This window comes from Nocardiopsis sediminis (assembly GCF_042650565.1).
Classification (GTDB): domain Bacteria; phylum Actinomycetota; class Actinomycetes; order Streptosporangiales; family Streptosporangiaceae; genus Nocardiopsis_B; species Nocardiopsis_B sediminis.
The window spans coordinates 148,071-172,019 of sequence record NZ_JBHSBH010000002.1 but is presented as its reverse complement, the minus strand read 5'-3'; the positions used below and the strand labels follow the sequence as shown (position 1 = coordinate 172,019).

The window sequence follows — 23,949 nt, the reverse complement described above, 5'->3', positions numbered from 1 at the left end:
GGGTGGGAGAGTAGGTCACCGCCGGACATTCTTTTTGGTGGGGTGGGAGCATGGCTTCCACCCCACCTTTTTTGTTACCGCACATTGTGAACATGTGCGTTTCCGGGGGGCCGGTCTCGGTGATCCTCCTGCGGTCGCGGCAAGGGCTTTCGCTCAGCCCCACCCCAGGTGGAATGGTCCTGGATCGAGGCCCGGGGCCGGCGCACCGCGGGCCGCTCTCCGAGGGGCCTGGCCCGTCAGGCGACCGCCGGGGGCTCGTGGGAAGCGCACCGTCCGACGACGGTGGCACGATGCCGTAAAGTGATACTTGGGAATCACCATGCGCTGCTACGACTCAGTGGCAGCGCTTTTGACTGTTTACGGACGGACGCATGACTGACGACAGCCGATCGGGGGGCCGCGACGGCTCCGGAGCCCGCAATTCCGGTGGTCACCGATCTGGGGGTGGCGGCCGGTCGGGTGACCGGTCCCGGTCCGGCTTTGGCCGCAGCGGTGGCGGCGGTGGAGGCGAACGTGGCGGATACCGCGGGAGCGGAGGCGGACGCGGCGCTTCCGGTGGCTCTGGCGGCGGCCGTGGCGGGCGTTCCCGCGACGATGACCGCTTCGGTCGTGGCCGCTCGGAGCGCCGTGATGACCGTTCGGGAGGTCGGTCGGACGGCGACCGCCGCCGCGATGGCGAAGGGCGCCGTGAATGGCCTGCCGGCCGGGGTGACCGAGACGGTCGCCGTGACCGCCAAGGGCAAGGCCAGGGCGGAGGCCGCGGTGGTTTCCGTTCCGACGACCGGCGCTCGAGTGGCGATCGCCGTTCCGGTGGCTCCGGAGGCAGGTTCGAACGCGACCGTCGCTCCGATGACCGTCGTGAGCGGCCCCGTGAGGAGCGCGACCCGAGGGACATCGCGCCCGCCCTGCCCGACGACGTGACGATCGGCCAGCTCGACGGCGAGATCCGCAGTGAACTCGGCACCTTGCCGCGGACCCTGGCGGAGGTCGTGGGGCGGCACATGGTCATGGCGGGGCGTCTTCTGGATGAGGATCCCGAGAAGGCGTACGAGCACGCGATCTACGCCCGCCGCAAGGCGTCGCGCATCGGTGTCGTCCGCGAGGCCGCGGGTATCGCCGCCTACAGCGTCGGCAAGTGGCAGGAAGCCCTTTCCGACCTGCGGGCGGCCCGCCGCATGACCGGGCGCAACAACTTCCTGCCCGTTATCGCCGATGCCGAACGTGGGCTGGGGCGCCCCGAAAGGGCTCTGGAGATCACCCGCGACCCCGCCGCCAAGGACCTCGACATCGAGGACCGTATCGAGCTGCGGATCGTCGCCGCCGGTGCCCGGCACGACTTGGGCGAGCACCAGGCCGCCCTGGTCGAGCTCCAAGTGCCGGAGTTGAAGGAGCGCCGCGCGCGGCCGTGGGTGGCGCGGCTGTTCTACGCCTACGCCGATGCCCTGCTCACCCTGGACCGGAACGAGGACGCCCGGGAGTACTTCGCGCGGGCGTCGGCGGTCGACCGTGACGGGGTGACCGATGCCGACGAGCGCTTGGCGGAGCTGGAAGGCGTCGAGATCGTCGACATCGACGACGACGTCATGTGGACCGACGCCGAGGACACGGGTGTCGAGGCCGAGCCGGCAGAGGCGGAGCCCGTCGGCGCGGCGGAGGCCGAGACCCCGGACGAGCCCGCGCAGGGGGCAGCTCCGGTGGAGCCCGCGCGGGTCGCCGAGGACGCCGCCGACGACGGCGCGGCCGAACGAGTCGAGGACATCGATACCGCCGCAGCAGACCACGACTCCGCCGACAGCGTCGAGGAACCCGGTGCCTCCGGAGCCGACGACGCTCCGGCCGCTGAGGCCGAGGAGGACGGGGAGCGCGCGGAACGTTCCTGACCTCGCGCCGCTGCTGCACCCCACAGCGGCCGTGTCACCGGCCGGGGAGGCTCACGGGTCGACGAACGGTGCCGGTGCGGTGGAACCCGGGGTGCTCCCGCGGTCTTCGTAGGCTTCACGCGCCGCCAAGAGTGTCGGCAGGTGTTCGTCCGCCCAGGCCCGGCATACCGCGATGAGTTCGAGCAGGGTGCGCCCTAGAGGCGTCAGCTCGTATTCGACGCGCGGGGGCACCTCTGCGTACACGGTCCGGGTGATCATGCCGTCGCGTTCGAGCGCCCGCAGGGTCTGGGTGAGCACCTTGGGGGTCGCACCGTGCACGGGAACGCGGATCTCGGAGAACCGCCGGGGGCCCTGCTCCAGGCACACGATGATCATCGCCGACCACTTGTCGCCGATGCGGATCGGCATGACGCTGCTGGGGCAGGCCGGGTGGAACATGTCGGGGTCCAGCGGGTCCATGGGTATCCCTGGGGTGGTCAGGTTCCTTTGAAGTAACCGGTTTCCAAAAGATACCTTCGCGCTGCGCGCCGGGCCACCGTCCGGAACGCGAACCGAGACGCGAAGGGTGTTCACCATGCGTGCTGTTCGATTCCACCGGTACGGCCCGCCCGGCGTGCTGAGCCTGGACGATGTACCCGACCCCCGGCCGGGCCCCGGTGAGATGGTGGTTCGCGTCGCGGCCTCGGGGATCGGGTTCGCCGATGTTCAGATGCGGGCCGGCCTGATGCGGGCGATGCTCCCGGATCTTCCGTTGCCGTACTCGCCGGGGTTCGAGGTCGCGGGGACGGTATCGGCGGTCGGGCCCGGCGGCGATCCGGCGATGGTCGGCGAACAGGTGGTGGGCGCGACACCGGGAGGCGGCGGCTACGCCGAGCTGGCGATCCTGCCGGCGGCCTCGGCGGTGTCCGTGCCCAAGGGGCTCGATGACCGGACGGCCGTGGCGCTGCTCGGCCAGGGGGCCACAGCGGTCGGCGTTGCCGAGGCCGCCGGCCTGGGGCCTGGGGACACGGTCCTGGTCGAAGCGGCGGCCGGAGGGGTCGGCAGCCTTCTGGTGCAGTTGGCCAAGCGAGCCGGTGCCAGGGTCGTCGCCACCGCGCGGGGCGAAGAGAAACTGGCCGTCGCCCGGAGCTTGGGTGCGGACGACGTGGTCGACTACAGCGAGCCCGGATGGGACCGGCGCGTTCGCGATGCGGCGGGCGGCGGCGTTTCCGTGGTCTTCGAGGGCACCGGCGGTTCGGTGTCCGAGGCCGCGTTCGATCTGCTGGCTCCAGGCGGCCGCATGGTGGTCTACGGGACGGCCGGCGGACAGGCGCCGAGCTTCGACCCGGCCGCGGTGTACCAGAGGCGCTTGACCGTCGTGGGGTTCGTGTCGGCGATGCTTCCGCCGGAGCGCCTGGCGCTGCTGCGGGATGGCGCATTCGCGTTGGGTGCCGATGGTGGCCTGAAGCCGATCATCGGTGCGGTCATGCCGCTCGGGCAGGCGGCAGCGGCCCACCAGCCGTTCGAGGATCGGAAGACGATCGGGAAGACGATCCTCGTTCCCTGACGCCCTGACGCCCTGACGCCGCGGCATGGAGCCGAGGGCCCGGCCCTCACCTTCCCCGTAGCCCGCCAACCTGCCCATCACCGGCGAGCAGCTGCTGAGCGTTCTGGACGCAGGCGACTTGGCGGACGAGGCTGAGGCGCTCGGCCTGACCGTCCAGGAATACGCGGACCGGCTGGCCCAAGAGTTGCCTGCGGCGGCCGATGCGGCCACGCCCCACGGTGAGCTGCCCGACGACGCCGAGGTCCAGCGGCGGTTGCACGCACACGACCAGCATCAGCAGTAGGTCCTCGAGCCCCTACCAGGGTGTGCGCCGCGCGCGGCGCAGCGGGACGGGGCGCGCGCCCCGTCCCGCTGCTGCGCGGTGCGACCGGCCTCTCGCCTCGACACCGACTCGAGGCCTACCGGAGCCTTCGCGGGTACGCTGTGCCGGTTGATCACTGGTGCCGCAGGGTGCTGCGTGCGCCGGGCCGAGGCCGGCGAAAGGGGGCACGGTGCCGTCGTCCATGGGACCCACTCCGTTGAACGGGGCGGTGGTGCGTCTCGGGCGCCTTCCCGAGCACCACGATTCGGTGGTCTGCCTCCTCTTCTCCGGCGACCGTCCCGTCCTGGTGCGCCACCGCGACCGTGCGTGGGAGTTCCCAGGCGGCCACGCCGAGGCGGGCGAGGGCATCGAGGAGACCGCCCGGCGCGAGGCCCGCGAGGAAGCGGGCGCGGAGATCAGCGATGTCCGGGTCCACGGCCACTACGTGCTCGCCGGCGGGCACACCACCGTGGTCACCCAGGCGCAGCTCATCGGTACGGTGCCGCTCTCGGGTGACTTCGAGACCGTGGAGGTCCGGGCGTTCGACGTGCTCCCCGACGACCTGTCGTGGGACGACGGGATCTACGCCCACCTTCTGCGGACCATCGGGCTTCCCGGCGCCCCTGGCTGAACCGACGGGCGGAAGGCACCCACCGGGGCCGACCGACGGGGACGTCTGCCACCGCGCGAGGCAGCAGGGCCCGAGAGTCAGAGGTCGCGGCCGAAGAGCGCCTCGGTCACGAAGCGCCGGTACCCCAGCCGCGCGTTGATCGCGAGCATCGGGGCGTTGCCCGCATCGTTGTCGGTGCAGGCCGTGCGGAAACCGCGTTCGTGTGCGCGGTGCAGCAGCGCGGTCTTGGCGTAGGTGGCGAGCCTCCGGCCCCGGAACCGGGGCGCGATGCCGGTGAACGCCGACTTCAGCCGGGTCCGGCCGTCGGACTGCCAGGCCACGATGCCCGCGGGTTCTCCGTGGACCAGCACCAGCGCGCTCAGTTCGCGGTCGATCCGCGGGTCGCTCCAGATCGTGGCGGACCAGGCCGAATACGGCATCGGTGCGCTGGGGAGGTCGCCCGGCAGCCCCTGCGCTGCCTCGGACTCCGCTGCGTGGACCGGGCGCGGATCGTCGGCGTAGTGCGCGACCGGGCGCAGCTCGACGCCCTCGGGCCGGGGCGGTGCGGCGGGCAGCACGGCCAGGTCCAGTTGCTGGAAGTGCGCCGTCGAACGTGCGGTGTAGCCTCCGGCGGCCGCGAACGCCTCGGCATCCGGAAGCGGGCCGGCGACCCGCAGGGTGCGGCCGCCCACCGATCTCAGGTGGTCCTCCATGGCCGCCAGCAGCGCCGTCCCGGTGCCCGCCCGCCGGTGGGCGGGGTCGACCATCAGCGCGCCCAGCCCCTGTCCCGGGACGGCGGAGGTCAGGGTGAGCTTCGCCGCGCCGAAGCCGACGACCCGGCCGCCGGCCTCGGCCACCATTCGCCGCGCGCGCTCCTCGGGCGGGCTCTGGCGGTCGGCCCAGGCGAGGAAGTCCGGTGTGGTGATCTCGTAGGGGAAGCAGGCCCCGCGCAGTCGGCCCGCAGCGGGGGAGTCCTCGGGGGCGAAGGTGCGGATCGTCACCGGCATGCGCGGCAACCTAGGCGGGGGAGCCGCCCGTGTCACCGGCCGTGCCGCTCCCCTGCTCGGCGGCGAGGCGGTCGAGCCAGTGGACGATCCCGGAGACGTTGCTCTCGACACCGCTGAGCACGTCCATGACCTTGGCGGATTCCGCAGGTGCGTCGGCGGGCGGCGCGTGGTAGCGGTGCCGGACCCGGTCGCGGACCATGGCGACCGCATGGTCGAGATCGGGGGCGTCGGCATGGGCTTGCGTGACGGCCTCCACCCACGCGTGCAGCTCCTCTTCGGCCCGGGTGAGCGTCCGCTCGACCTCGCCGACCGCTCCGAAGTGGGAGAACATCAGCCGCTGCGCCTCGATGCCGTCGAAGAGGCGGAAAGAGGCGACCGCCGCGTCCAGGTCGAAGTCCGGCGGCGGGGTCGCGGGCCGGACGTCGCCGGTGTGGGGGTTGTAGACGCCCAGGGCGTCGCCGACGTAGAGGTCGCCGTTGGCGGAGTCGACCAGGCCGACGTGGTGCTTGGCGTGCCCGGGGGCGTAGTGGGTGGTGAGGCGGCGGCCGCCGCCGAGGTCGATCTCGCCGGTCTCGGCGACCGCGCGGATCCGGGGCGCGTCGGTGGGGCGCATCTCGCCGAAGAGCAGGTCCAGGCGGTCGCCCCACACCATGCGTGCGCTGCGCATCAGCCGGGCGGGGTCGGCCAGGTGGCGGGCGCCGCGTTCGTGCACGACGATCTCTGCCGACGGGAACATCTTCGCGACGTCGCCGGTGCCGCCGGCGTGGTCGAGGTGGATGTGGGTGACCGCGATGGTGGCGAGGTCGCCGGCCTCGATCCCCAGCGCCGCCAGCCCGTCGCGCAGGGTCTCGGCCGATCCGGCGGTGCCGACCTCGATCACGCAGGGGCGCTCGGACCGGATCAGGTAGCTCGACGTGATGCCGGGGTATCCGGCCATGCGGGTGTCGATGGCGAAGACGTCGTCTCCCAGGGCGGTGATCCCGTTGGGGAGCCCGTCCGTGTCGGCTCCGTTGTTCACGGTCCATCTCCTTCCATCGCCCGGCCGCCCGGCCGCGACCGGCCCCCGTACCCGGTGGTCACCGGTGGTCTCCGAATGTAGTTCACCCGGCAGCGCACGAGCAGCGGCGGGGTCCCCGGCCGGAGCCGGAACCGGCCCCGCTCGGGACCACGGGTCGCGCTCGCCTTCTCAATCGGCTTCAACGGCCCCGAGGGGCGAGTCTTCGGCCAGGGGGCAGCGCCGCCTACGCTCGCTCGTCGGCTCGCCGTTCCGTTTGTCCACAGGCCGCGAATTCGCCCTTCCGGCGGGGGCCGTGCCGGGCCGATCCTGGGTTCGCGTCACTGGAGCGGCCCACCGCGCCGCCCGGCCCAAGGGCCGCCTCATATCCAGCCGGAAGGACCAGCATGCACAATCAGCCCTTCGCCGCCGCCACCGACTCCGCCGCAGGCACCTCCGCTGCCGCCACCGCGACCGCCGCTCCGCCGTCCGGGCGCGGAGACACCACTCGCACCGAGAGCACCACCCGCTCGGAGGGCACCGCCCGCACCGACGGCACCGCGCGTACCGGCGGAGGGCGGTCGCACGATCCCACCGGCCACCGCAACGACGTCCTCCTCGCCGGCCGGATCACCGCCGAACCCGCCGTGCGCGAGCTCCCCAGCGGCGACCACCTGGTCACGTGGCGGATCTCCATCACCCGGCCCCCGGCCGAACGACGCCCCAACCAGCCGGCCGACCCCATCACCTGCGTGAGCTTCCACGAATCCATGCAGGACGCCACCCGGGGGTGGCGGATCGGCGACATCGTCCAGGTCAGCGGGTCGCTGCGGCGCCGGTTCTGGCGAACCCCGGGCGGCTCCACCAGCGTCATCGAGGTCGAGGCCAGGTCGGTGGAGTGGATGGGGCGGATCGGAGACCCGGAATGACCGCCGGGTCACAGCCCCAGGCGGGCGAGCGCGTCGTCGAACGCGGGCGTGGCGGGGGCGGGGTCGTCCCAGACCGCGGCGCAGACCGCACGCAGGCCGTCGAGCCGGTCCCCGTCGCCGTCCAGTGCCACCCGGCCGGCATCCACCGATGCGGTCCACCCGCCGCAGCAGGCGCCGTGGCCGGTCAGGCGGGTCTCGGGGTGGGCGTGGCCCAGGCCGGCCAGGTCCCAGGACACATACGACGGCCGGTGCTCGGGCACGGCGCCCACCAGGTCGGCGGGCGTGGTCACCCCCGACAGCACCAGCAGGCTCGCGCAGCCGCGGGTCGTGGCCCCCTCGATATCGGTGTCGAGCCGGTCGCCCACCACCAGCGGCGTCCGCGCGCCGGTGCGCAGGACACCCTCGTCGTGCAGGGGGCGCATGGGCTTGCCCGCCACCACGGGCGATACCCGGGTCGCGTGGGCGATCACCCGCGACAGCGACCCGTTGCCGGGCTGGATCCCGCGCTCCAGGGGCGCGGTGGCGTCGTTGTTGCTGGCCACGAACAGGGCTCCGGCGGCCACCGCGAGGGTGCCCTCCACGAGCTGGTCGTAGCTCAGCCGGGGCGAGTACCCCTGCACCACCGCCACCGGCCGCTCGACCGCCAGGGTCACGGGGCGCAGGCCCTGGCGGCGCACCGCCAAGCGCAGCCCGGTGTCGCCCACCACCAGCACGGGCGAACCCGCGGGGAACCGCTCGGCGATCAGCCGGGCGGCGGCCTCGGCCGAGGTCACCACCTCCTCGGGGGCCGCCACGACCCCGATCGAGGTCAGCCGTTCGGCGATCGCCGCCGGGGTGCGCGAGGCGTTGTTGGTCACGAACGCCACCCGCATCCCCGCGGCCCGTGCCTTGTCGATGGCCTCGGGCGCGGCGGGCACCGCACGCGGGCCGATGTAGACCACACCGTCCAGATCGAGCAGAGCGGCGTCGTAGGCCAGGTTCAGCGGCCGGGTGGAAGTCAGCAGGGTCATGCGTTCCGTCTTCAGGGTCGGGGTGGTGCTTCGGAAGGGGCGAATGCGCGGATGACCAGGCCGGTCCGCGGCTTGGGGCCGAACGACGTCGATTTGCGGGGGGTGAGTTCCCCCCGGGACGTCAGCGCATAGACGTCGTCCACGGCGAGCGCGGGCAGGATGACGGCGGTGTCGGAGCCGGGGCGGGCGGCGGCCACGGCGGCGGCGGGGTCGGCGTGCACCAGGTCCACGCGGCCCTCGCCCGGCCCCCACAGCGGCAGCAGGAGACGGTCGAGCACGGCGGTGGGCAGGGCGCGCCACTGGGGCGACCGGTCCGGGGCCGCGTCGGCCAGCCGCCGGTCGTCGAACCCGCGGAGCAGGTGGAGCCCGTCATCGGCGCCGGCCCCCGCGACCAGCAGGGCGGGGCCGGGCCGGGCGGCTTCCGCCAGGGCGTCGACGGCCGACCGCAGCCCGTGCGCTTCGGCGGGCGACCAGGGGAGCCGTTCGACCCGCGCCACCTGCTCGGCCTCCGCGGCCCGGACCGCGGCGTCGGGGTCGATTCCGCGCAGCACGCGGTGGATGGCGTCCACGCGGGGTGGCGAGGAGTCGGAGTCCACGAGCAGGGCCAGGCCGTGGTCCCATGGCCCGGGGCCGGGGCGGCGGTCGCGCAGTCTGCGGTAGGCGGCGTAGCGGTGGTGTCCGTCGGCGATGAGCGCGGTGCGCCGGGCCAGGTCGGCGGCGATGTCGGCCTGGAGCCCGGGGTCGGTGACCGCCCAGAGCCGGTGGGTGGTGCCGTCGGCCGTGACCGTGTCGGTCAGCGGTTCGGCGGCGCCGCCGGCCACCCGGTCGGTGATCTGCGAGGCCGCGCCGCGCGCGGTGCCGGTGCCGCCGCGGTAGAGGAGGAAGATCGGTTCGAGGTTGGCGCGGGTGGCCGCCATCAGTTCGGCGCGGTCGACCACCGGGCCCGGCGCCACGTCCTCGTGCGGGCGGACCGCGGGGCCGTCGCCCGCGGGCAGGCGCAGGGCGCCGATCAGCCCGCGCTGGCGCCCGCCGTCGGGCGCGGTCTGTTCATAGACGTAGATCGCGGGATCGGGGTCGCGCACCAGCACCCCCGTGGAGATCCAGCGGTGCAGGGTGCGGGCGGCCGCCTGATAGCGGCCGGGGCCGGTGAGCTCCTCTGCGGGGCCGGCGGCCTCCGCGGCCGACGGCGGAACGGTCAGCAGTGCGGCGTTCAGCGGCTCGGCGCGCAGGAGGGAGGTCAGCGACGCGGCGTCGACCATGTCGTAAGGGGGTGCCAGGGCGAGCGCGACGTTGAAAGCCGGGGTGTCGATGAGGGCCCGGGCGTCGGGGGTCGCGTAGCGCAGGCCCCGCAATGGCGCCAGCTCCAGGGGATCCCCACCCGTGTCCTTCGGCTCTCTGCGCACGCTGGCACGATACCCGGACGGTCGGTCGCCCGCCTCCGGCGCCCCGGGCCGGTCAGAGCAGCTTGCGCAGGCGCATGAGGTCGCCGAAGCTCGCGTCGAGCTTCACCCGGCCCGAGAACATCGCCTTGGCGAAGTCGAGCCGGTCCTCGGCCAGGTCGATGAGATCGTCGGCGGCCACCGTGATGCGCACCTGCGCCTTGGGGCCCGCGGAGTCGGTGCTCCGTGAGGTGACGTCCTCCAGCCCGTTGGTGGTGAGGCGCATGTCGAACACCGTGCCTAGGTCGCTGACGGTGAGGCTCACCGTGCGCTCCACGAGGTGCTTGCGCCGGTCCGCTTCGTCGGTCTCCAGGATGCGGTCGGAGACCTTGCCGATCGCCGCGCGGCAATCTTCAACGCTGGTCATGGCCACCATCATGCCCCAAAGCGGTCACCGCCGGTTCCCCGGACCCACCCGGCGCGGCCGATCGGCGGGGAACGGCACCGCCGCAAGGGTGGATCACTGTGGCCGTTTCGGGCACCCGCGCCCGCCGGTCCCGGTAGCGTTGGGAGCCTCCCCCGGATCCCCTGTGCCAGCGCCCTGTAGCAAGGAGCAAAGTCATCATGGTCGTCGATGCCGTCCGCGCCTATCTCGATGCCGCCAGCGGGCTCACCGAGCTGACCCGCAAGCGCGCCGTGGCGGCGGCGAAGACGCTGCTGCGCGCGGGCGACGACCGTGCGGCGGCCGGGGCCAGGCCCGACTCCGCGTCCGGGGGCGTCGACGCCGGCGAGGCGGCGCCGCGCGTGGGGCACACGATCCAGGCGCTGGCCACCGACCTGATCGAGACCAGCCAGGCCAACCGCGAGGCGCTGGACGAGATCGTCGCGGCCGAGGTCGGGCGCGTCCTCGACCGGATGGACCTCGTGAGCCGCGACGACTACGACCGGCTGGCGCGCCGGGTCGCCGAACTCGAACGACGGCTCGCCGCCCAGCGCACGGCCACGCGCCCCGCGGCGTCCGCCTCCGCGCCGGTGCCTGCACCAACGGCCGACCCGGCCCCGTATCCGGTCGGCCCGACTCTTCCCGGGGCAGCGCACGCCGCCCCGGACGACCCGGCCGGTGGCCAGGCCGTCCCGGCGGCTCCGGAACCGGTCCGGCCGCCCGAGCCCGCCCCCACCCGGCCGGGGAGACCGGAAGCGGCGGCGGAACCGCATGTCGCCGACGCGCTCTTCGCGGCCCCTGTTCCGGACCCCGCACCGGCATCGGCACCGGCATCGGCCTCTGAATCGGCACCGGCCTCCGCCGCGGTGCCCGTGCCCGTCCCGGCGGCCACCCGGACCGCCGAGGACGCGGCCCCGGTCGCGGACGGCGAACCCGCAGCAGACCCCGCCGATGCCGCTGCCGACACCCCCGCCGCCGACTCCGCTTCGGTGGCCTCCGCCCCGGCGCCCGACGGCGGTGCGTCCGCCGGCCCGGCGCCGCGGGCCGCGAAGAAGGGCGGAGCGGCCAAGGCCGCAGACGCGAAGGGCACCACGGAGCCCACCCCGGAGGACGCACCGGAGCCCCAGGACCCGCCGAAGAAGCCGGCGGCCAAGCGCTCCACGAAGGCCAAGGCCACGACCTCCCGCACCCGCACCACGGGGGCCAAGTCCACCGCGAAGTCCACCACCAAGCGCTCCGGCACCCGCGGCAAGAGCACCCCGTCGCCGAAGAAGACCGACTGATCCGGCCGATCCGCCGGTCGCGCATCGGCGGCCACCGGCCACCGGCCCCGCCGAGGGCCATACGACCGGGTCGGCATCGAATTCGGCGAACGTGCTGTTCACCCGCCCCGGCCCACGACGCCGGGAAATCCTCGTTGTGCTAGACGCCCCGGATTCGGATCCGCTCGTTTTCGGCCGCCTGCCCATCGGCCCGGGCAGTGCCGGGCCGTACGGCGGGACGGTCTTCCCCCTCACCTGCCCAGGCGTCGGTCTCGCGCACTTCTTGGCCAGGGCCGCGCGCTGATACCGCGGGAACCCCGCCGGCGAAGTCCACTCGTCGGCCGCGCGCGGCGAGCCGCCCCCGTTGGCGGTCGCTCAGCCCCGCCATCCTCCAGGCGCGGACGGCCGTGGATGCCGGATCGCCTGCGACGGGGGCGCACACGGTGCCGGGGTCCGTCCTGAGGCGGGCTGGACCGCGTGCGGCCACTCAGACCATGAGGCGCGGCCCGCGCCCATGACCGGGCACAGTGGCCTACGGTGGATCCGATGGCCGGAGCGCCGCGCGGCCGCGGCGCAACGGCGAGCGGTCGGCGCGTCGTCTGCGCGGCCGTGCGACCAGCGCGCAAGGGAAAGGGAGGGGTGGGACGCCGTGACCGTTCCGGGAGCAGGACCCGATCAGTCGGCCGAGGCGGAGGACGCGGCGGCCGCGGGTATGGCCGAGCGGATCGTCGACGGTACGCGTGAGCGCCTGGAGGCGCTGGACCACCTGCCCACCGCCGAGCACGTCGCCGTCTACGACGAGCTGCACCGCGAACTCTCCAGCGCGCTCTCCGCCCTGGACCGCGAGGACTAGCCGTACCGACCTGAGAGGTCGGGAACGCGGGAGGCGGGAGTGCCGTCGAGTGCGACGTCGAACCGGTGGTGGTCATATCCGTGCAGTCATCCGGGGAACGCCTCCCGCCGTTCCCCCTCGGACCTGTCAGGGCATAGACGCACTCCCGGTTCAGGCGCACTTGAAGCGTTCGACCATGCTGTTGGAGTCTGAAGGGTCTGAAGGGGTCGGCGCCGTTGTGCGCGATCTGGGCCGCCACCGCCGCGGCCCGTCATACGGCCGATCCGCTTGCCGGGGCGACGGTCCCGGAAGGCCAGCGATCGGGTCCCGGTCCGGCCGGCCGGGCTTTTAGCCTCGGGCCAGCGTGGTCTCACAGCCGGGATCCCAGTACGGCGATCTCGGGCGCGGGGTCGAAGCCGTGCTCGACCAGCCAGCGGACCGCCCCCAGGCTTCGCAGCGACCACCATGCGCGGATCACGTCGAGGTCCACATCGGTGCCGTAGCCGGCGACGACGTCGCCGAGGCGCTCCTCGTGTCCGAGTGTCAAGGTGGCGAGGTCGAACAGGGCATCGCCCTGGGTCGCCTCGGACCAGTCGATCACGCCTGTGATCTCGTCACCCTTGACGAACACGTGGGCGACCTGGAGGTCGCCGTGCGTGAACACCGGTGTCCACGGCCGGAGCGCTGCCTCGGCAACCCGACGGTTGCGCGTGACCACGTCGGTGGGAAGAACGCCGTTCGCCTGATCGGCGTCGATCTTCAGGAACACGTCGCCGACGCGCAGGGTCGCCCGCTCGTGATGGGCGACGACGACCTCGACCTTGTCCACATCGGCGATTATCGCGGTGATGGCCACCGGGCGTCACCGGGTTCATCGCGCGCGGCCGCGCGGCCGCCCGCCCACCCCGCCCCTCCGTCGGCACGGCCCGGGCGGGCGGACGGCTACGCCAGGGTGTCGATGACGACCTCGGCGGCCTCGGCGATGAGTGCGTCGTCGTGGTCGGCGTCCTCGGCGTCGCGGCTGGACATGACCGCGAGGACGATGGGGTCGCCGTCCGGCGGCCACAGGATGCCGATGTCGTTGCGCGTCCCGTAGTTGGCGTTGCCCGTCTTGTCGCCGACCTCCCAGCCCTCGGGCACCCCCGCGCGGATCAGTGCGTCGCCGGTGGTGTTGCGCTTGAGCATGTCGATGAGGATCTCGCTCTTCTCCTCCGGGAGCGCATCACCAAGGGTGTAGGCCCGCAGGGTGGTGGCCATGGCCTGCGGTGTGCTGGTGTCGCGGTCGTCGCCCGGCGCCCACTCGCTGAGGCCGGGCTCGATCCGGTCCACCCGGGTGACGTCGTCGCCGACCTCCTCCAGGGCGGCGTCGAGGCCGCCCGGCCCGCCGAGTTCCTCGAAGAGGAGGTTGGCCGCGGTGTTGTCGCTATAGCGGACGGCGGCATCGCTGACCTCCAACAAGGTCATCCCGGTGCCGACGTGCTCCTCGGTGATGGGGGACCAGTTGACCAGGTCGTCCTCGGTGTAGGTGACGACCTCCTCCATCTCCTCCAGCGAGTTCTCGCGCAGCAGGGCGCCGACCGAGAACGCCTTGTGCGTGGAGGCGTAGGCGAACCGCTCGTCGGCGCGGTAGGCGACGGTCTCGTCGCTTCCGGTGTCGACCGCGTAGACGCCGAGCCGGGCGTCGAAGTCGCTTTCGAGCCGCTCGAACCCCTCCTCAAAGGGGGTGGGGGAGCCCGCCGGGGACCCCTCGGGGGTCGCCGATGTGGGCGCGTCGGCGCCGCCGCCCGCCGCGCAGCCGGCGAGGAGGGCGAGCGCGGCGGTGGCCGAGGCCACCGTTCCGGCGCGTCGCGGGTGCGGGATCGGCATGGTTTGATCTCCCTCTTTGGTCCGTTCGTAATGAATCGAACGCTCACGGTCACGGTGTCGTCGGACGGCGTGAGCGGGCTCCGCCCGCGCAGCCGGCCGCCGGAGCCGCGGCCGGTGGCCTCGTGCAGCAGTCTCGCGGCGGGCACCGATGCCGTCCAAGACAAAAAGGAGCGGTTTCATGCGAAAGCGGCATAGGGCCCGGGTGGGGGCACGCGTCGCCGCGGTGCCGCGGCGGGGGAGCGGGCCACGGGCCGGTATCGTCGCGTTGCGCGGTGTCCCCGGTGACAGCGGTATCCCCGGCGGCACACGCGCGCCCCTCACACCACCGCCACGCACACGCACACGCAGATAGGCACGCCGCTCTCCCATGGCCAAACGCAGCCGGCTCGACGCCGAACTCGTCCGCCGCGGGCAAGCCCGCTCGCGCGGGCACGCCGCCGAACTCATCGACGGCGGCCACGTCCGCGTCGCCGGGGTGCTCGCGACCAAGCCCGCCACCCAGGTCGGCACCGACCAGCCGATCGTCGTCAAGACGCCCGACGACGCCCCGGTCTACGTCTCCCGCGGCGCGCACAAGCTCATCGGGGCCCTCGACGCCTTCGGCATCGACGTCCGGGGCCGCCGGTGCCTGGACGCGGGCGCGTCCACGGGCGGGTTCACCGACGTCCTGCTGCGCCGCGGCGCAGCGCACGTCGTCGCCGTCGACGTCGGGTACGGGCAGCTCGCGTGGTCGCTGCGCAGCGACGACCGGGTCACCGTCAAGGAGCGGTGCAACGTCCGCGACCTCACCCCGGACCAGGTCGGCGAGCCGCTGCCGGACCTGGTGGTCGGCGACCTGTCGTTCATCTCCCTCAAACTCGTCCTGCCGCCGCTCGTGGCCTGCGCCGACCCCGGTGCCGACTTCGCCATGATGGTCAAGCCCCAGTTCGAGGTGGGCAAGGACCGGGTCGGCGCCGGCGGCGTCGTGCGCGACCCGCAGCTGCGCGCCGAGGCCGTGCGCGACGTCGCCGCGCACGCGCTCACCCTGGGGCTGGGTACAGCGGGGGTGGCCGCCAGCCCGCTGCCGGGTCCCTCGGGCAACGTCGAGTACTTCCTGCGCCTGCGCGCCGACGCCGCCCCGCTGGAGGAGGCCGACCTGCGCCGCGCCATCGCCGAGGGCCCGCAGTAGCGCACACCGGGAGCCCGGCGGCCGGCGCGCTCCCGGCGCCGCCGTAGGGACGCCCCGGCGCCCCAGCGGGAGGCCCCGAACAAGGGTTCGCCCCGCGGACCGAACCGCTCGCCGCCCGCATCCGTGTGTTCCCCGCACGGGTTCCTCGGCGCGGTACCCGTGCCGTCGCGCCCGGCCCCTGTCCAGGGCCGGGCGCGACGGCGGTTCCAGAGGTCCCCGGCAACGGGCTCACCCGGGCCGCGGGCGGCGCGGCGATCCTGCGGGGTGTGTCCGCGCCGTCTGGAACGATGGACGTTTGCCCGGCCGCCGTCCACCGGCCGGGCACCGGGCGTCCGCGCGTGGTGACCGCTGTTCGGCGGTTCGCCGGCTCGCGGAGGTCCGATGAACCCGTATCCGGACGGGACGCTCGCCTCGGCGGCACCCCGGCCGGGCGCGGATGTGGATAACGTCGTTACGAGCGCACGGCCGTGCCCGCAGGCCCGGCCGCAGTGGCCCGGCCCGCTGGGCCGGGCGGCGCACCCCACGTGTTACCCCAGGCAATGCGAGGAGACGCCCATGACCGGCCCTGGATCGGCTGAACGCAGCGTGCTGCTGGTCGCACACACCGGCCGAGCCGCCGCCCTGCGCAGCGTCGAGCTGGTGCACCGCAGCCTCACCGAGGCCGGGTTGACCGTCAGGATGCTCGACTCCGAGGTGGACGAGTTCAAACGCGAGGGCTTCGTCCTCCACCCGGTCGAAATCGTCCAGCGCAGCGCCGCGGCCGAAGGCGCCGAACTCGTTATGGTGCTGGGCGGCGACGGCACGCTGCTGCGCGCCGCCGAGATCGCGCGGCCCGCAGGGGTGCCGCTCCTCGGCGTCAACCTCGGCCACGTGGGCTTCCTGGCCGAGGCCGAGCGCGAGGACCTCAACGCCACCGTGCGCAGCGTCGTCGCCCGCGACTACCTGGTCGAGGAGCGCATGACCCTCGACATCGCCGTCTACAACGGGGGACGCAACGGCACCGACCCGCCGGTGCGCAACTGGGCGCTCAACGAGGCAACCCTGGAGAAGGCCACGGCGCGCCGCATGCTGGAGACGGTCCTGGAGATCGACGGCCGCCCGCTGTCGCGGTGGGGCTGCGACGGCGTGGTGTGCGCCACCCCCACCGGTTCCACCGCCCACGCGTTCTCCGCGGGCGGCCCCATCGTCTGGCCGGAAGTCTCGGCCCTGCTGGTGGTCCCGATCAGCGCCCACGCGCTGTTCGCGCGGCCGATCGTGGTCTCGCCCGACTCCACGATCGCCCTCGAAGTACTGCCGGATTCCACCGCGGGCGTGCTCTGGTGCGATGGACGCCGTATGGTCGAATTGCCCGCAGGGGCGCGAATCGAGGTGAAGCGCGGCAGGGTGCCGGTGCTCCTCGCGCGCTTGCAGCGGGCGCCGTTCACGGATCGGCTGGTCGCCAAGTTCGCCCTTCCCGTCGCAGGCTGGCGGGGGCGTGTCGACGGCGACGTGTAGTCTGCCCCGGCCGGTCGGCGACGGCTGAACGGCGGCGCCCCGCTGTGGGGCGCCGCGACCGAGCGGTACACCACTGGTGGGAGCAGGAGAGGATTCGGTGCTCGAGGAAGTCCGCATCCAGGGTCTCGGCGTGATCGACGACGCCGTGCTGGAGCTGTCGCCCGGCTTCACCGTCGTCACGGGGGAGACCGGAGCGGGGAAGACCATGGTGGTGACCGGCCTGGGGCTGCTGTTCGGCGGCCGCGCCGACCCCCAGAGGGTCCGGCCGGGGGCCGAACGCGCCGTCGTCGAGGGCCGGCTGTCCGTGCCCGGCGAGGGCAGGGTGGCCGACCGCGTCGCCGAGGCCGGCGGGGAGCTCGACGAGGGCGTGCTGATCCTGTCGCGCGCCGTCTCCGCCGAGGGGCGGTCGCGGGCGACGCTGGGCGGCCGGTCGGCGCCGGTGAGCGTGCTGGCCTACATGGCCGACGACCTCGTCGCGGTGCACGGCCAGTCCGACCAGCAGCGCCTGCTGCGCCCCGAGCGCCAGCGCGGGGCCCTGGACCGCTACGCCGGCGACGAACTCGCCCCGACGCTCAACGCCTACTCCGTGGCCTACCGGCGCCACCGCGAGGTCGCGGCCGAGCTGGAGGAGATGACCACGCGCGCCCGCGAGCGGGCGCAAGAGGCCGACCTGCTGCGCTTCGGCGCCGAGGAGATCGCCGCCGCCGAGCCCCGGCCCGGCGAGGACGCCGAACTCCTCACCGAGGAGACCAGACTCGCCCACGCCGACTCGCTGCGCGTGGCCGCCACTACCGCCCACGAGGCGCTGACCGGCGACCCCGCTGCCGAGGTCCAGGCCGACGTCGTGGGCCTGCTCGCCGCCGCCCGCCAGTCGCTGGCCGCCGTCCGCGACCACGACACCGCGCTGGCGTCGGTGGCCGACCGGCTCGACGAGGCCGGCTACGTCCTGTCCGACGCGGCGACCGAGCTGGCCTCCTACGCCGAGTCGGTCGAGGCCGACCCGGGCCGCCTGGCCGCGGTGCAGGAGCGCCGCGCGCTGCTGACCCAGCTGTCGCGCAAGTACGGCGCTACCACTGACGATGTCCTGGCCTGGGCCGAGGACGCCGCCAAGCGGCTGGTCGAGCTCGAGGGCGATGACGACCGCATCGAGGCGCTGGGCGCTGAGGAGGCGGAGTTGCAGGCCCGGCTGGCCGACCTCGCCGGCGAGCTCACGCGGATCCGCACCGAGGCCGCCGAGCGGTTCGGCGCGGCGGTCACCGAGGAGCTGACGGCGCTGGCCATGCCGCACGCCCGGGTCAGCGTCAAGGTGACCACCGGCGACGCGTTCGGCCCGCACGGCCGCGACGACATCGAGGTGCTGCTCGCCCCCCACCCCAGCGCCCCGCCGCTGCCGCTGAACAAGGGCGCCTCCGGCGGTGAGCTGTCGCGGGTCATGCTCGCCATCGAGGTGGTGTTCGCCGGCGCCGACCCCGTTCCCACGTTCGTGTTCGACGAGGTCGACGCGGGCGTCGGAGGCAAGGCCGCCGTGGAGATCGGCCGGAGGCTGGCGCGGCTGGCCCGCCGTGCGCAGGTCATCGTGGTCACCCACCTGCCGCAGGTGGCGGCGTTCGCCGACAATCACCTGGTGGTGGAGAAGTCCAACGACGGCACGGTCACCGCGAGCGGGGTGACCCGGCTGGATCGCAGCGGGCGCACCCGCGAGCTGTCGCGGATGCTCGCCGGGATGGAGGACTCCGAGCTGGGCCGCGCCCACGCCGAGGAGCTGCTCACCATCGCCGACATCGACCGCTCGCGCTAGCGGCGCCACCCGCCCCGCGCACCCCCGTTCCCCGATGCCGGAATTATCCGTCACCGGACGAACACGCCGGGTAGTGCAGGTAGGGGAGTAGCGCCGCGACCTCTGGCAACATCCGAGCAATGAAGGTCCCGACGGCGCTCGGCGCCCGCCTCACCAGAATCCGCCGCATCAGACCCGGCGGATCCATCGGCATCATCGCACCGGCCCGATCGGACCGTCGGACCAAGAACCTCACCAAGCGGCTCAAGCCCGGCGACATCGCGATCATCGACCACGTCGACCTCGACCGCGTCAGCGCCGAAGCCCTGGTGAACTGTGGTGTGTCCGCGGTCCTCAACGTTGCGACCAGCATCAGCGGCCGGTATCCCAATCTCGGCCCCCAGCTCCTCGTCGAGGCCGGCATCCCGCTCCTCGACGACGTCGACCCCGAGGTCTTCACCCGGATCCACGACGGCGAGCTCGTCCGCCTGGAGGGCAACACCCTCTACCGCGGCGACGAGATCGTGGCCAAGGGCGCCCCGCAGGACACCGAGTCCATCGAGGCCGCCATGGTGGAGGCGCGCGCGGGGCTGTCGGTCCAGCTGGAGGCGTTCGCCGCCAACACCATGGAGTACCTCAAGCGGGAGAGGGACCTGCTGTTCGACGGCGTCGGGGTCCCCGACATCGCGACCAAGATCGAGGGCCGGCACGCGCTGATCGTGGTCCGCGGCTACCACTACCGCGAGGACATCGCGACGCTGCGCTCCTACATCCGCGAGTACCGGCCCGTCAAGATCGGCGTGGACGGCGGGGCCGACGCGCTGCTGGAGGCCGGCTACCGCCCCGACATCATCGTGGGCGACTTCGACTCCGTCTCCGACCAGGCGCTCACCTGCGGCGCCGAACTCGTCGTGCACGCCTACCGCGACGGCCGCGCACCGGGGCTCAAGCGGGTGCACGACCTCGGCCACGACGCGGTCATCTTCCCCGCCACGGGGACCAGCGAGGACGTCGCCATGATGCTGGCCGACGACTCCGGGGCGGTGCTCATCGTGGCCGTGGGCACCCACGCCACGCTGGAGGAATTCCTCGACAAGGGCCGCGCCGGCATGGCCAGCACCTTCCTGACCCGGCTGCGGGTCGGCGGCAAGCTGGTCGACGCCAAGGGCGTCAGCCGCCTGTACCGAAGCCGTATCTCGCCGTGGACGCTCCTCGCGCTGGCCGCGGCATCCTTGCTCACCATCCTGGTCGCCGCCTACAGCTCACCGGCGGGGCAGGTCTATGCGACCTTCCTCGCCGCGCGCTGGGACGCGTTCCTCTACTGGCTCACGGGGCTGTTCACGTGATCGACTTCCGTTATCACCTGGTCTCCATCGTCGCGGTCTTCCTCGCGCTCACCGTCGGCATCGTCCTGGGCACGACCATGCTCCAGGACCCGCTGCTCAACACGCTCCAGTCGGAGACCTCCGACCTGCGCTCGCAGAGTGAAGACCTGCGGGCCGAGAAGGACGTCACCGACAGGTACAGCCTGGGCGGCGACCACCTCGCCGCCGCCTACGCCGACGACATGCTCGGCGACCGGCTCGCCGGCCGCAAGGTCGTCGTCCTGGAGTCGCCCGGGGTCGACGAGGAGCTGCGCACCGGCGTCGTCGAGCGCATCGAGCAGGCCGGCGGCAGCGTCCCCGGCCGGCTGGTGTTCACCGACAAGTACCTCGACCCCGGCCAGGCGACGTTCGTCAATGAGCTGACCGGCCAGCTCGCGGGCGGCTTCGAGCTGCCCCGCGGCAGCGCACACGCGCGCGCCGGGGCCGAGCTGGCCCGCGCCGTGCTCCGCCCGGACCGCGACGAGGCCGGCGACGACCCCGAGGCGTCGCAGAGCCCCGAGACGGGCGAGGACGCCGACGCCGAGGACCCGCCCGGCGGCGGGGCCTCCGCTGTCGAGGACGAGGAGGACCCGGCCGGCTCCGGCGCCGCCGCGGGCGGCGGCTTCGACGCCGAGGCGGTGCTGTCGGGGTTCGCGGGGGCCGGGCTGCTCAGCGTGCAGGGCAAGCCCGCCGAGAGGGCCGACATCGGCATCGTGCTGGCGCCCGCCAAGGCGTTCGCGACCGCCGAGGAGGGGGCCGCCCCGCAGCAGGACGCCCTGCCGCCGGGCAACGACGCGATGCTCGCCCTGGCCGGCGCCCTCGCGGGCGGCGCCGAGGGCGCGGTGCTGGTGGGCGGGCACACCTCGATCGGGCCCGGGGGGCTCATCGCCCAGGCGCGCGCCGAGGAGCCGTCCTTCTCCACCGTCGACACCGCCGGGCGCGCCGCGGGCAACGTCGCGACCGCACTCGCCATCGCCGCCGCGGCCGAGGGCCGCAGCGGGCACTACGGGATCGGCGAAGGCGTCGACGGGTTCCTGCCCGACCCCGGCGCGCGCGACGCGGACCAGGACTCCCAGGACCGCAAGAGCCCGCCTGCCAACCCGTCGGCCCGCGCCGAGCGCGCCGGCCGCGACGGCGAGGAGAGCCGCGCCGACCCTGAGTCGGCCTGACCCGTGACCGCACGGCCATGCCGGGCCCGGACGGCCGTTCCGGGCCCGCATGGCCGTCCTGGGCCATGACCGCCCGGCCGCCCTCGACCGACGTCCACGAACCCGAGAACAGAGAGCACATCCACGATGCCCATCCCCTGTCTCACGGCGGCGGCCCGGCGGCTGCGGTCGGTGTGTGCGGGTGGCGCCGCTGCCGCGTTCGGTGCCTGCGGGGCGCGTGCCGCCTACACGGTGCTGGCCGGGCATCCGGGCCAGGGCACCGTCGACGACGTGTTCCGCGTCGCCGAGCACGCCCGCGACGTGTGGACGCGCACCAACTTCCGCGGGCACGACGTCACCCTGGTCGAGGGCCCTGCCCTGGCCGCGGGCATCTGCGCGGGGACCGCGCTGGCGCCCGGGGTCCCGCGGCCGTGGCGTGCGGCCGCCGTGGTCGCCGCGGCCGGCTCCGCCGTGTTCGGCGCCTATGACGACGTCTCCGGCTCCACGCGCTCCCGGGGGTTCCGCGGCCACCTCGGGGCGCTCGCCCGCGGCGAGGTCACCACCGGCGCGATCAAGATCGCCGGGATCGGCGCGACCGGACTGGCCGCCGCCACCGTCGCCCGGGGCCGTCCGCTCGACGTCCTCATCAACGGGGCGATGATCGCCGGTACCGCGAACCTGCTCAACCTCTTCGACCTGCGGCCCGGCCGGGCGATCAAGGTCGGCCTCGCCGCGGGCGCCCCGGCCCTCACCGGGCCCGCAGCGGGTATCGCGGGGGCGGCCCTGGGGGCCGCGGCCGCGGTGCTTCCGGAGGACCTCGCCGAACGGGCGATGCTGGGCGACGCCGGCGCCAACGCGCTGGGCGCGGCCCTCGGAGTGGCCGCCGCCGTCTCGCTGCCGCGCCGGACGCGCACGGCCCTGCTCGGGGGCGTCGTCGGCCTGACCCTGGCCAGCGAGTTCGTCAGCTTCAGCCGCATCATCACCGAGGTCCCGCCCCTGCGCCGTCTCGACGGCCTCGGCCGCCGCACGTCCCCCGCCCCCGGCCCGGTCCCCGTCGGCGAACCCCTCCCCCCGAGGCCGGCCGCCCCGCCCGCGATCCCGGCAGCGGCGGCCGCCTGCGCATGAAGGTGCCCGATCGGACCGGTCCCACCCCATCCCGCGCCCCCGGGTCCGAGAACCCTCGATGACGCGTCGAGCCCCCGAAAAGGCCTCGGACCGGACCGATTCCCCAGACGCGTCCCTCCCGTCCGACCCCCGACTCGCGCCCGCGACGGGCCCGCTTTGACCGAGGAGCGCAGCCGAGGTGACACCCGATCGGATCCGGCGGCTGGGTGCGGGGGTGGCCGGGGCGGCGGCGCTGATCGCTGTTGCGACCGGGCTCGCGCGGGTCGCGGGGTTCACGCGGACGCTGGTCTTCTCCCAGACCGTCGGCGACACCTGCCTGGGAACCGCCTATGTCACGGCCAACCAGGTGCCCACGGTGCTGTTCGAGATCGTCATCGGGGGTGCCCTGTCGGGCATGGTCGTGCCCGTGCTGGCGGCCGCCGCCGCACGGGACGACCGCGACCACGTGCGCGAGACCGCGTCGGCGCTGGTCACCTGGGTGGTCCTCATCGCCGTGCCGCTGAGCCTGCTGCTGTGCGCGGTCGCGATCCCGGCCATGGTGCTGATGCTCGGCGGGGCGGCGGGCTGCGGCGCCGCGGACCTGCTCGCGCTGTCGATGCGCTTCCTCCTGGTCTTCGCCCCCCAGATCCTCTTCTACGGGCTCGCCGCCGTGCTCTACGGCATCCTCCAGGCGCACCGCCGCTTCCTCGCCCCCGCTCTCGCCCCGCTGGTCTCCAGCCTCGTGGTGATCGCCGCCTACATCGCCTTCGTCCCCCTGGGCGCGGGCCACCGCGACGACCTCTCCCGGCTGCCCCTCGCCGCCGAACTCACCCTCTCGCTGGGCACGACCGCAGGGGTGGTCGCCCTCTTCCTCACGGCGCTGCCGCCGTTCCTGCGGCTGCGCCTGGGGGTGCGCCCCCGCCTGACCTTCCCCGGCGACACCGGGCGGCGCGTGCGCTCCCTGGCGTCGGCGGCCGTGCTCCCGCTGATCGCCATGCAGCTCACCCTGCTGCTCGCCCTCGCGCTCGCCAACCGCGGCGGCGGCACCGGGGCGGCGGTCCTCTACAACTACGCCTGGACCCTGTTCACCCTGCCCTACGGCGTCGTCGCCGTCCCCATCGCCACCAGCGCCTTCACGACCCTTTCGGTGCGCCACGGCGAGCAGGACCGACCGGGGTTCGACGCGGTGCTCGCCGTCAGCACCCGCGCGGTCGTCGTCATCACCGCCGGGCTGGCGACCGCGCTGGCCGCAGCGGCGCGGCCCGTTGCGGAGGTGTTCGCCGCCGACGACCCGGTCCCGCTCGCGCGGGCGCTGCTCGCCTATGCCCCCGGCATCGTGGGGTTCGGCCTGGTCGCGCTGCTCAGCCGGGCCCTGTACGCCTCGCACCGCGGGCGCGGGGCGGCGCTGGCGCAGGTCGTCGGCTGGGCGGCCGTCATGGCCGGCAGCGTCGCCCTGGTCCGCGCGCTGCCCGAGGACTGGGCCGTGGCGGCGCTGGGCGGCGCCGCGTCGATCGGCCTGAGCCTGGGGGCGGCGCTGCTGGCCGCGACGGTGGTGGCGGTGCACGGGCGCGGGGCGTTCGCCGGAGTGGGGCGCGCGGTCCTGGCCACGCTGGCGGGCACCGCAGCGGGGTACGCGGCGGGCCGGTGGGCGGCGTCGGTGCTCGACGTGCACGGCGTGTGGCCCAACGCGGGCGCCGCGCTGGCCGCGGGGGGCACCGCCGCCGCGGCTTTCGGCGCCGTGGCGCTGCTGATCGACGCACGGGCGGTGCGCGCGGGCATCTCCCGGAGCCGCATCGGTGCCGATGCGGAGGGGCGGGGCACGGATGAGGCGTGAAC

The 23,949-nt window shown here is 74.2% G+C and carries 23 protein-coding genes and 1 pseudogene; 15 read left to right on the top strand and 9 right to left on the bottom strand.

Annotated elements, in window-relative coordinates:
- Positions 1-426: 426 nt before the first annotated feature.
- Both ACFOVU_RS01325 and ACFOVU_RS01320 read left to right on the top strand, forming a co-directional pair.
- Positions 427-921: a hypothetical protein gene (locus ACFOVU_RS01325; RefSeq protein WP_378529404.1), complete on the top strand. Its 495-nt coding sequence runs from the start codon at positions 427-429 to the stop codon at positions 919-921.
- Positions 918-1,880 (top strand): hypothetical protein, encoded by a 963-nt coding sequence (locus ACFOVU_RS01320; protein WP_378529403.1) that lies wholly within the window; start codon positions 918-920, stop codon positions 1,878-1,880. The genes ACFOVU_RS01325 and ACFOVU_RS01320 overlap by 4 nt, the downstream gene beginning before the upstream one ends.
- Positions 1,881-1,931: 51 nt before the next feature.
- Here the strand turns inward: ACFOVU_RS01320 and ACFOVU_RS01315 are convergent, their stop codons facing one another.
- Positions 1,932-2,339: a winged helix-turn-helix transcriptional regulator gene (locus tag ACFOVU_RS01315; RefSeq protein ID WP_378529402.1), complete on the bottom strand. Its 408-nt coding sequence runs from the start codon at positions 2,337-2,339 to the stop codon at positions 1,932-1,934.
- Positions 2,340-2,454: 115 nt separating this feature from the next.
- Between ACFOVU_RS01315 and ACFOVU_RS01310 the strand changes: the two genes are divergently transcribed.
- From ACFOVU_RS01310 to ACFOVU_RS01300, 3 genes are all read left to right on the top strand, one after another.
- Positions 2,455-3,426, top strand: a complete 972-nt coding sequence (locus ACFOVU_RS01310) for a quinone oxidoreductase family protein (RefSeq protein WP_378529413.1) — start codon at positions 2,455-2,457, stop codon at positions 3,424-3,426.
- A 70-nt stretch (positions 3,427-3,496) separates the two neighbouring features.
- Positions 3,497-3,709 carry a YidB family protein gene (locus ACFOVU_RS01305; RefSeq protein ID WP_378529412.1) on the top strand — a complete coding sequence of 71 codons (213 nt, stop codon included), beginning with the start codon at positions 3,497-3,499 and terminating at the stop codon, positions 3,707-3,709.
- 220 nt (positions 3,710-3,929) lie between these two features.
- Complete coding sequence (locus ACFOVU_RS01300; RefSeq protein WP_378529401.1) at positions 3,930-4,358, top strand: NUDIX domain-containing protein; 429 nt, start codon at positions 3,930-3,932, stop codon at positions 4,356-4,358.
- A 77-nt stretch (positions 4,359-4,435) separates the two neighbouring features.
- Here the strand turns inward: ACFOVU_RS01300 and ACFOVU_RS01295 are convergent, their stop codons facing one another.
- On the bottom strand, positions 4,436-5,344 hold the full coding sequence (locus ACFOVU_RS01295; RefSeq protein ID WP_378529400.1) for a GNAT family N-acetyltransferase: 909 nt from the start codon (positions 5,342-5,344) through the stop codon (positions 4,436-4,438).
- Positions 5,345-5,354: 10 nt separating this feature from the next.
- Positions 5,355-6,362, bottom strand: a complete 1,008-nt coding sequence (locus ACFOVU_RS01290) for an MBL fold metallo-hydrolase (RefSeq protein ID WP_378529399.1) — start codon at positions 6,360-6,362, stop codon at positions 5,355-5,357.
- Between the two features lie 383 nt (positions 6,363-6,745).
- Here ACFOVU_RS01290 and ACFOVU_RS01285 point away from each other — a divergent pair, with 383 nt between their 5' ends.
- A complete protein-coding gene (locus ACFOVU_RS01285) occupies positions 6,746-7,267 on the top strand; it encodes a single-stranded DNA-binding protein (RefSeq protein WP_378529398.1) in 522 nt (173 codons plus the stop codon).
- Between the two features lie 8 nt (positions 7,268-7,275).
- Here ACFOVU_RS01285 and ACFOVU_RS01280 read toward each other — a convergent pair whose 3' ends face one another.
- The 3 genes from ACFOVU_RS01280 to ACFOVU_RS01270 are packed head-to-tail and all read right to left on the bottom strand — an operon-like array spanning position 7,276 to position 10,083.
- Complete coding sequence (locus tag ACFOVU_RS01280; RefSeq protein WP_378529397.1) at positions 7,276-8,277, bottom strand: HAD-IIA family hydrolase; 1,002 nt, start codon at positions 8,275-8,277, stop codon at positions 7,276-7,278.
- Positions 8,278-8,288: 11 nt separating this feature from the next.
- The gene (locus ACFOVU_RS01275; protein ID WP_378529396.1) at positions 8,289-9,680 is read right to left on the bottom strand and encodes a DUF1015 domain-containing protein; all 1,392 of its coding nucleotides are present in this window, start codon (positions 9,678-9,680) and stop codon (positions 8,289-8,291) included.
- 52 nt (positions 9,681-9,732) lie between these two features.
- Positions 9,733-10,083, bottom strand: coding sequence for an SCP2 sterol-binding domain-containing protein (locus ACFOVU_RS01270; protein ID WP_378529395.1), 351 nt, complete (start codon positions 10,081-10,083; stop codon positions 9,733-9,735).
- Between the two features lie 197 nt (positions 10,084-10,280).
- Here ACFOVU_RS01270 and ACFOVU_RS01265 point away from each other — a divergent pair, with 197 nt between their 5' ends.
- Together ACFOVU_RS01265 and ACFOVU_RS01260 are read left to right on the top strand one after the other, a co-directional pair.
- On the top strand, positions 10,281-11,381 hold the full coding sequence (locus ACFOVU_RS01265) for an accessory factor UbiK family protein (RefSeq protein ID WP_378529394.1): 1,101 nt from the start codon (positions 10,281-10,283) through the stop codon (positions 11,379-11,381).
- Between the two features lie 628 nt (positions 11,382-12,009).
- Positions 12,010-12,213: a hypothetical protein gene (locus ACFOVU_RS01260; protein ID WP_378529393.1), complete on the top strand. Its 204-nt coding sequence runs from the start codon at positions 12,010-12,012 to the stop codon at positions 12,211-12,213.
- Here the strand turns inward: ACFOVU_RS01260 and ACFOVU_RS01255 are convergent.
- The 3 genes and pseudogenes from ACFOVU_RS01255 to bla all read right to left on the bottom strand — a co-directional run.
- Positions 12,210-12,335: pseudogene (locus ACFOVU_RS01255) on the bottom strand (IS481 family transposase); the annotation flags it as partial. The gene ACFOVU_RS01260 and the pseudogene ACFOVU_RS01255 sit on opposite strands and share 4 nt — an antisense overlap.
- A gap of 227 nt (positions 12,336-12,562) precedes the next feature.
- Positions 12,563-13,048 (bottom strand): phosphotransferase, encoded by a 486-nt coding sequence (locus tag ACFOVU_RS01250; protein ID WP_378529392.1) that lies wholly within the window; start codon positions 13,046-13,048, stop codon positions 12,563-12,565.
- Between the two features lie 86 nt (positions 13,049-13,134).
- On the bottom strand, positions 13,135-14,058 hold the full coding sequence (gene bla / locus ACFOVU_RS01245) for a class A beta-lactamase (protein WP_378529391.1): 924 nt from the start codon (positions 14,056-14,058) through the stop codon (positions 13,135-13,137).
- Positions 14,059-14,425: 367 nt separating this feature from the next.
- Here bla and ACFOVU_RS01240 point away from each other — a divergent pair, with 367 nt between their 5' ends.
- The 7 genes from ACFOVU_RS01240 to murJ all read left to right on the top strand — a co-directional run bounded on the left by ACFOVU_RS01240 (position 14,426) and on the right by murJ (position 23,947).
- Positions 14,426-15,226 carry a TlyA family RNA methyltransferase gene (locus ACFOVU_RS01240; protein WP_378529390.1) on the top strand — a complete coding sequence of 267 codons (801 nt, stop codon included), beginning with the start codon at positions 14,426-14,428 and terminating at the stop codon, positions 15,224-15,226.
- A gap of 555 nt (positions 15,227-15,781) precedes the next feature.
- A complete protein-coding gene (locus tag ACFOVU_RS01235; RefSeq protein ID WP_378529389.1) occupies positions 15,782-16,720 on the top strand; it encodes an NAD kinase in 939 nt (312 codons plus the stop codon).
- Between the two features lie 97 nt (positions 16,721-16,817).
- Positions 16,818-18,518, top strand: coding sequence for a DNA repair protein RecN (gene recN / locus ACFOVU_RS01230; protein WP_378529388.1), 1,701 nt, complete (start codon positions 16,818-16,820; stop codon positions 18,516-18,518).
- Positions 18,519-18,637: 119 nt separating this feature from the next.
- The gene (gene steA / locus ACFOVU_RS01225; protein WP_378529387.1) at positions 18,638-19,843 is read left to right on the top strand and encodes a putative cytokinetic ring protein SteA; all 1,206 of its coding nucleotides are present in this window, start codon (positions 18,638-18,640) and stop codon (positions 19,841-19,843) included.
- On the top strand, positions 19,840-21,030 hold the full coding sequence (locus tag ACFOVU_RS01220; protein WP_378529386.1) for a copper transporter: 1,191 nt from the start codon (positions 19,840-19,842) through the stop codon (positions 21,028-21,030). Before steA ends, ACFOVU_RS01220 begins: the two co-directional genes overlap by 4 nt.
- Before the next feature lie 126 nt (positions 21,031-21,156).
- A complete protein-coding gene (locus ACFOVU_RS01215; protein WP_378529385.1) occupies positions 21,157-22,134 on the top strand; it encodes a hypothetical protein in 978 nt (325 codons plus the stop codon).
- Between the two features lie 178 nt (positions 22,135-22,312).
- Positions 22,313-23,947 carry a murein biosynthesis integral membrane protein MurJ gene (murJ, locus tag ACFOVU_RS01210; protein WP_378529384.1) on the top strand — a complete coding sequence of 545 codons (1,635 nt, stop codon included), beginning with the start codon at positions 22,313-22,315 and terminating at the stop codon, positions 23,945-23,947.
- Positions 23,948-23,949: the final 2 nt, after the last annotated feature.

Coding starts and splice junctions, on each gene's coding strand:
- ACFOVU_RS01270 (WP_378529395.1), bottom strand. CDS start 10,083: ATGACCAGCGTTGAAGATTGCCGCGCGGCGATCGGCAAGGTCTCCGAC.
- ACFOVU_RS01280 (WP_378529397.1), bottom strand. CDS start 8,277: ATGACCCTGCTGACTTCCACCCGGCCGCTGAACCTGGCCTACGACGCC.
- ACFOVU_RS01215 (WP_378529385.1), top strand. CDS start 21,157: ATGCCCATCCCCTGTCTCACGGCGGCGGCCCGGCGGCTGCGGTCGGTG.
- steA (WP_378529387.1), top strand. CDS start 18,638: ATGAAGGTCCCGACGGCGCTCGGCGCCCGCCTCACCAGAATCCGCCGC.
- ACFOVU_RS01285 (WP_378529398.1), top strand. CDS start 6,746: ATGCACAATCAGCCCTTCGCCGCCGCCACCGACTCCGCCGCAGGCACC.
- ACFOVU_RS01235 (WP_378529389.1), top strand. CDS start 15,782: ATGACCGGCCCTGGATCGGCTGAACGCAGCGTGCTGCTGGTCGCACAC.
- ACFOVU_RS01315 (WP_378529402.1), bottom strand. CDS start 2,339: ATGGACCCGCTGGACCCCGACATGTTCCACCCGGCCTGCCCCAGCAGC.
- ACFOVU_RS01310 (WP_378529413.1), top strand. CDS start 2,455: ATGCGTGCTGTTCGATTCCACCGGTACGGCCCGCCCGGCGTGCTGAGC.
- ACFOVU_RS01265 (WP_378529394.1), top strand. CDS start 10,281: ATGGTCGTCGATGCCGTCCGCGCCTATCTCGATGCCGCCAGCGGGCTC.
- bla (WP_378529391.1), bottom strand. CDS start 14,058: ATGCCGATCCCGCACCCGCGACGCGCCGGAACGGTGGCCTCGGCCACC.
- ACFOVU_RS01295 (WP_378529400.1), bottom strand. CDS start 5,344: ATGCCGGTGACGATCCGCACCTTCGCCCCCGAGGACTCCCCCGCTGCG.
- ACFOVU_RS01240 (WP_378529390.1), top strand. CDS start 14,426: ATGGCCAAACGCAGCCGGCTCGACGCCGAACTCGTCCGCCGCGGGCAA.
- ACFOVU_RS01300 (WP_378529401.1), top strand. CDS start 3,930: ATGGGACCCACTCCGTTGAACGGGGCGGTGGTGCGTCTCGGGCGCCTT.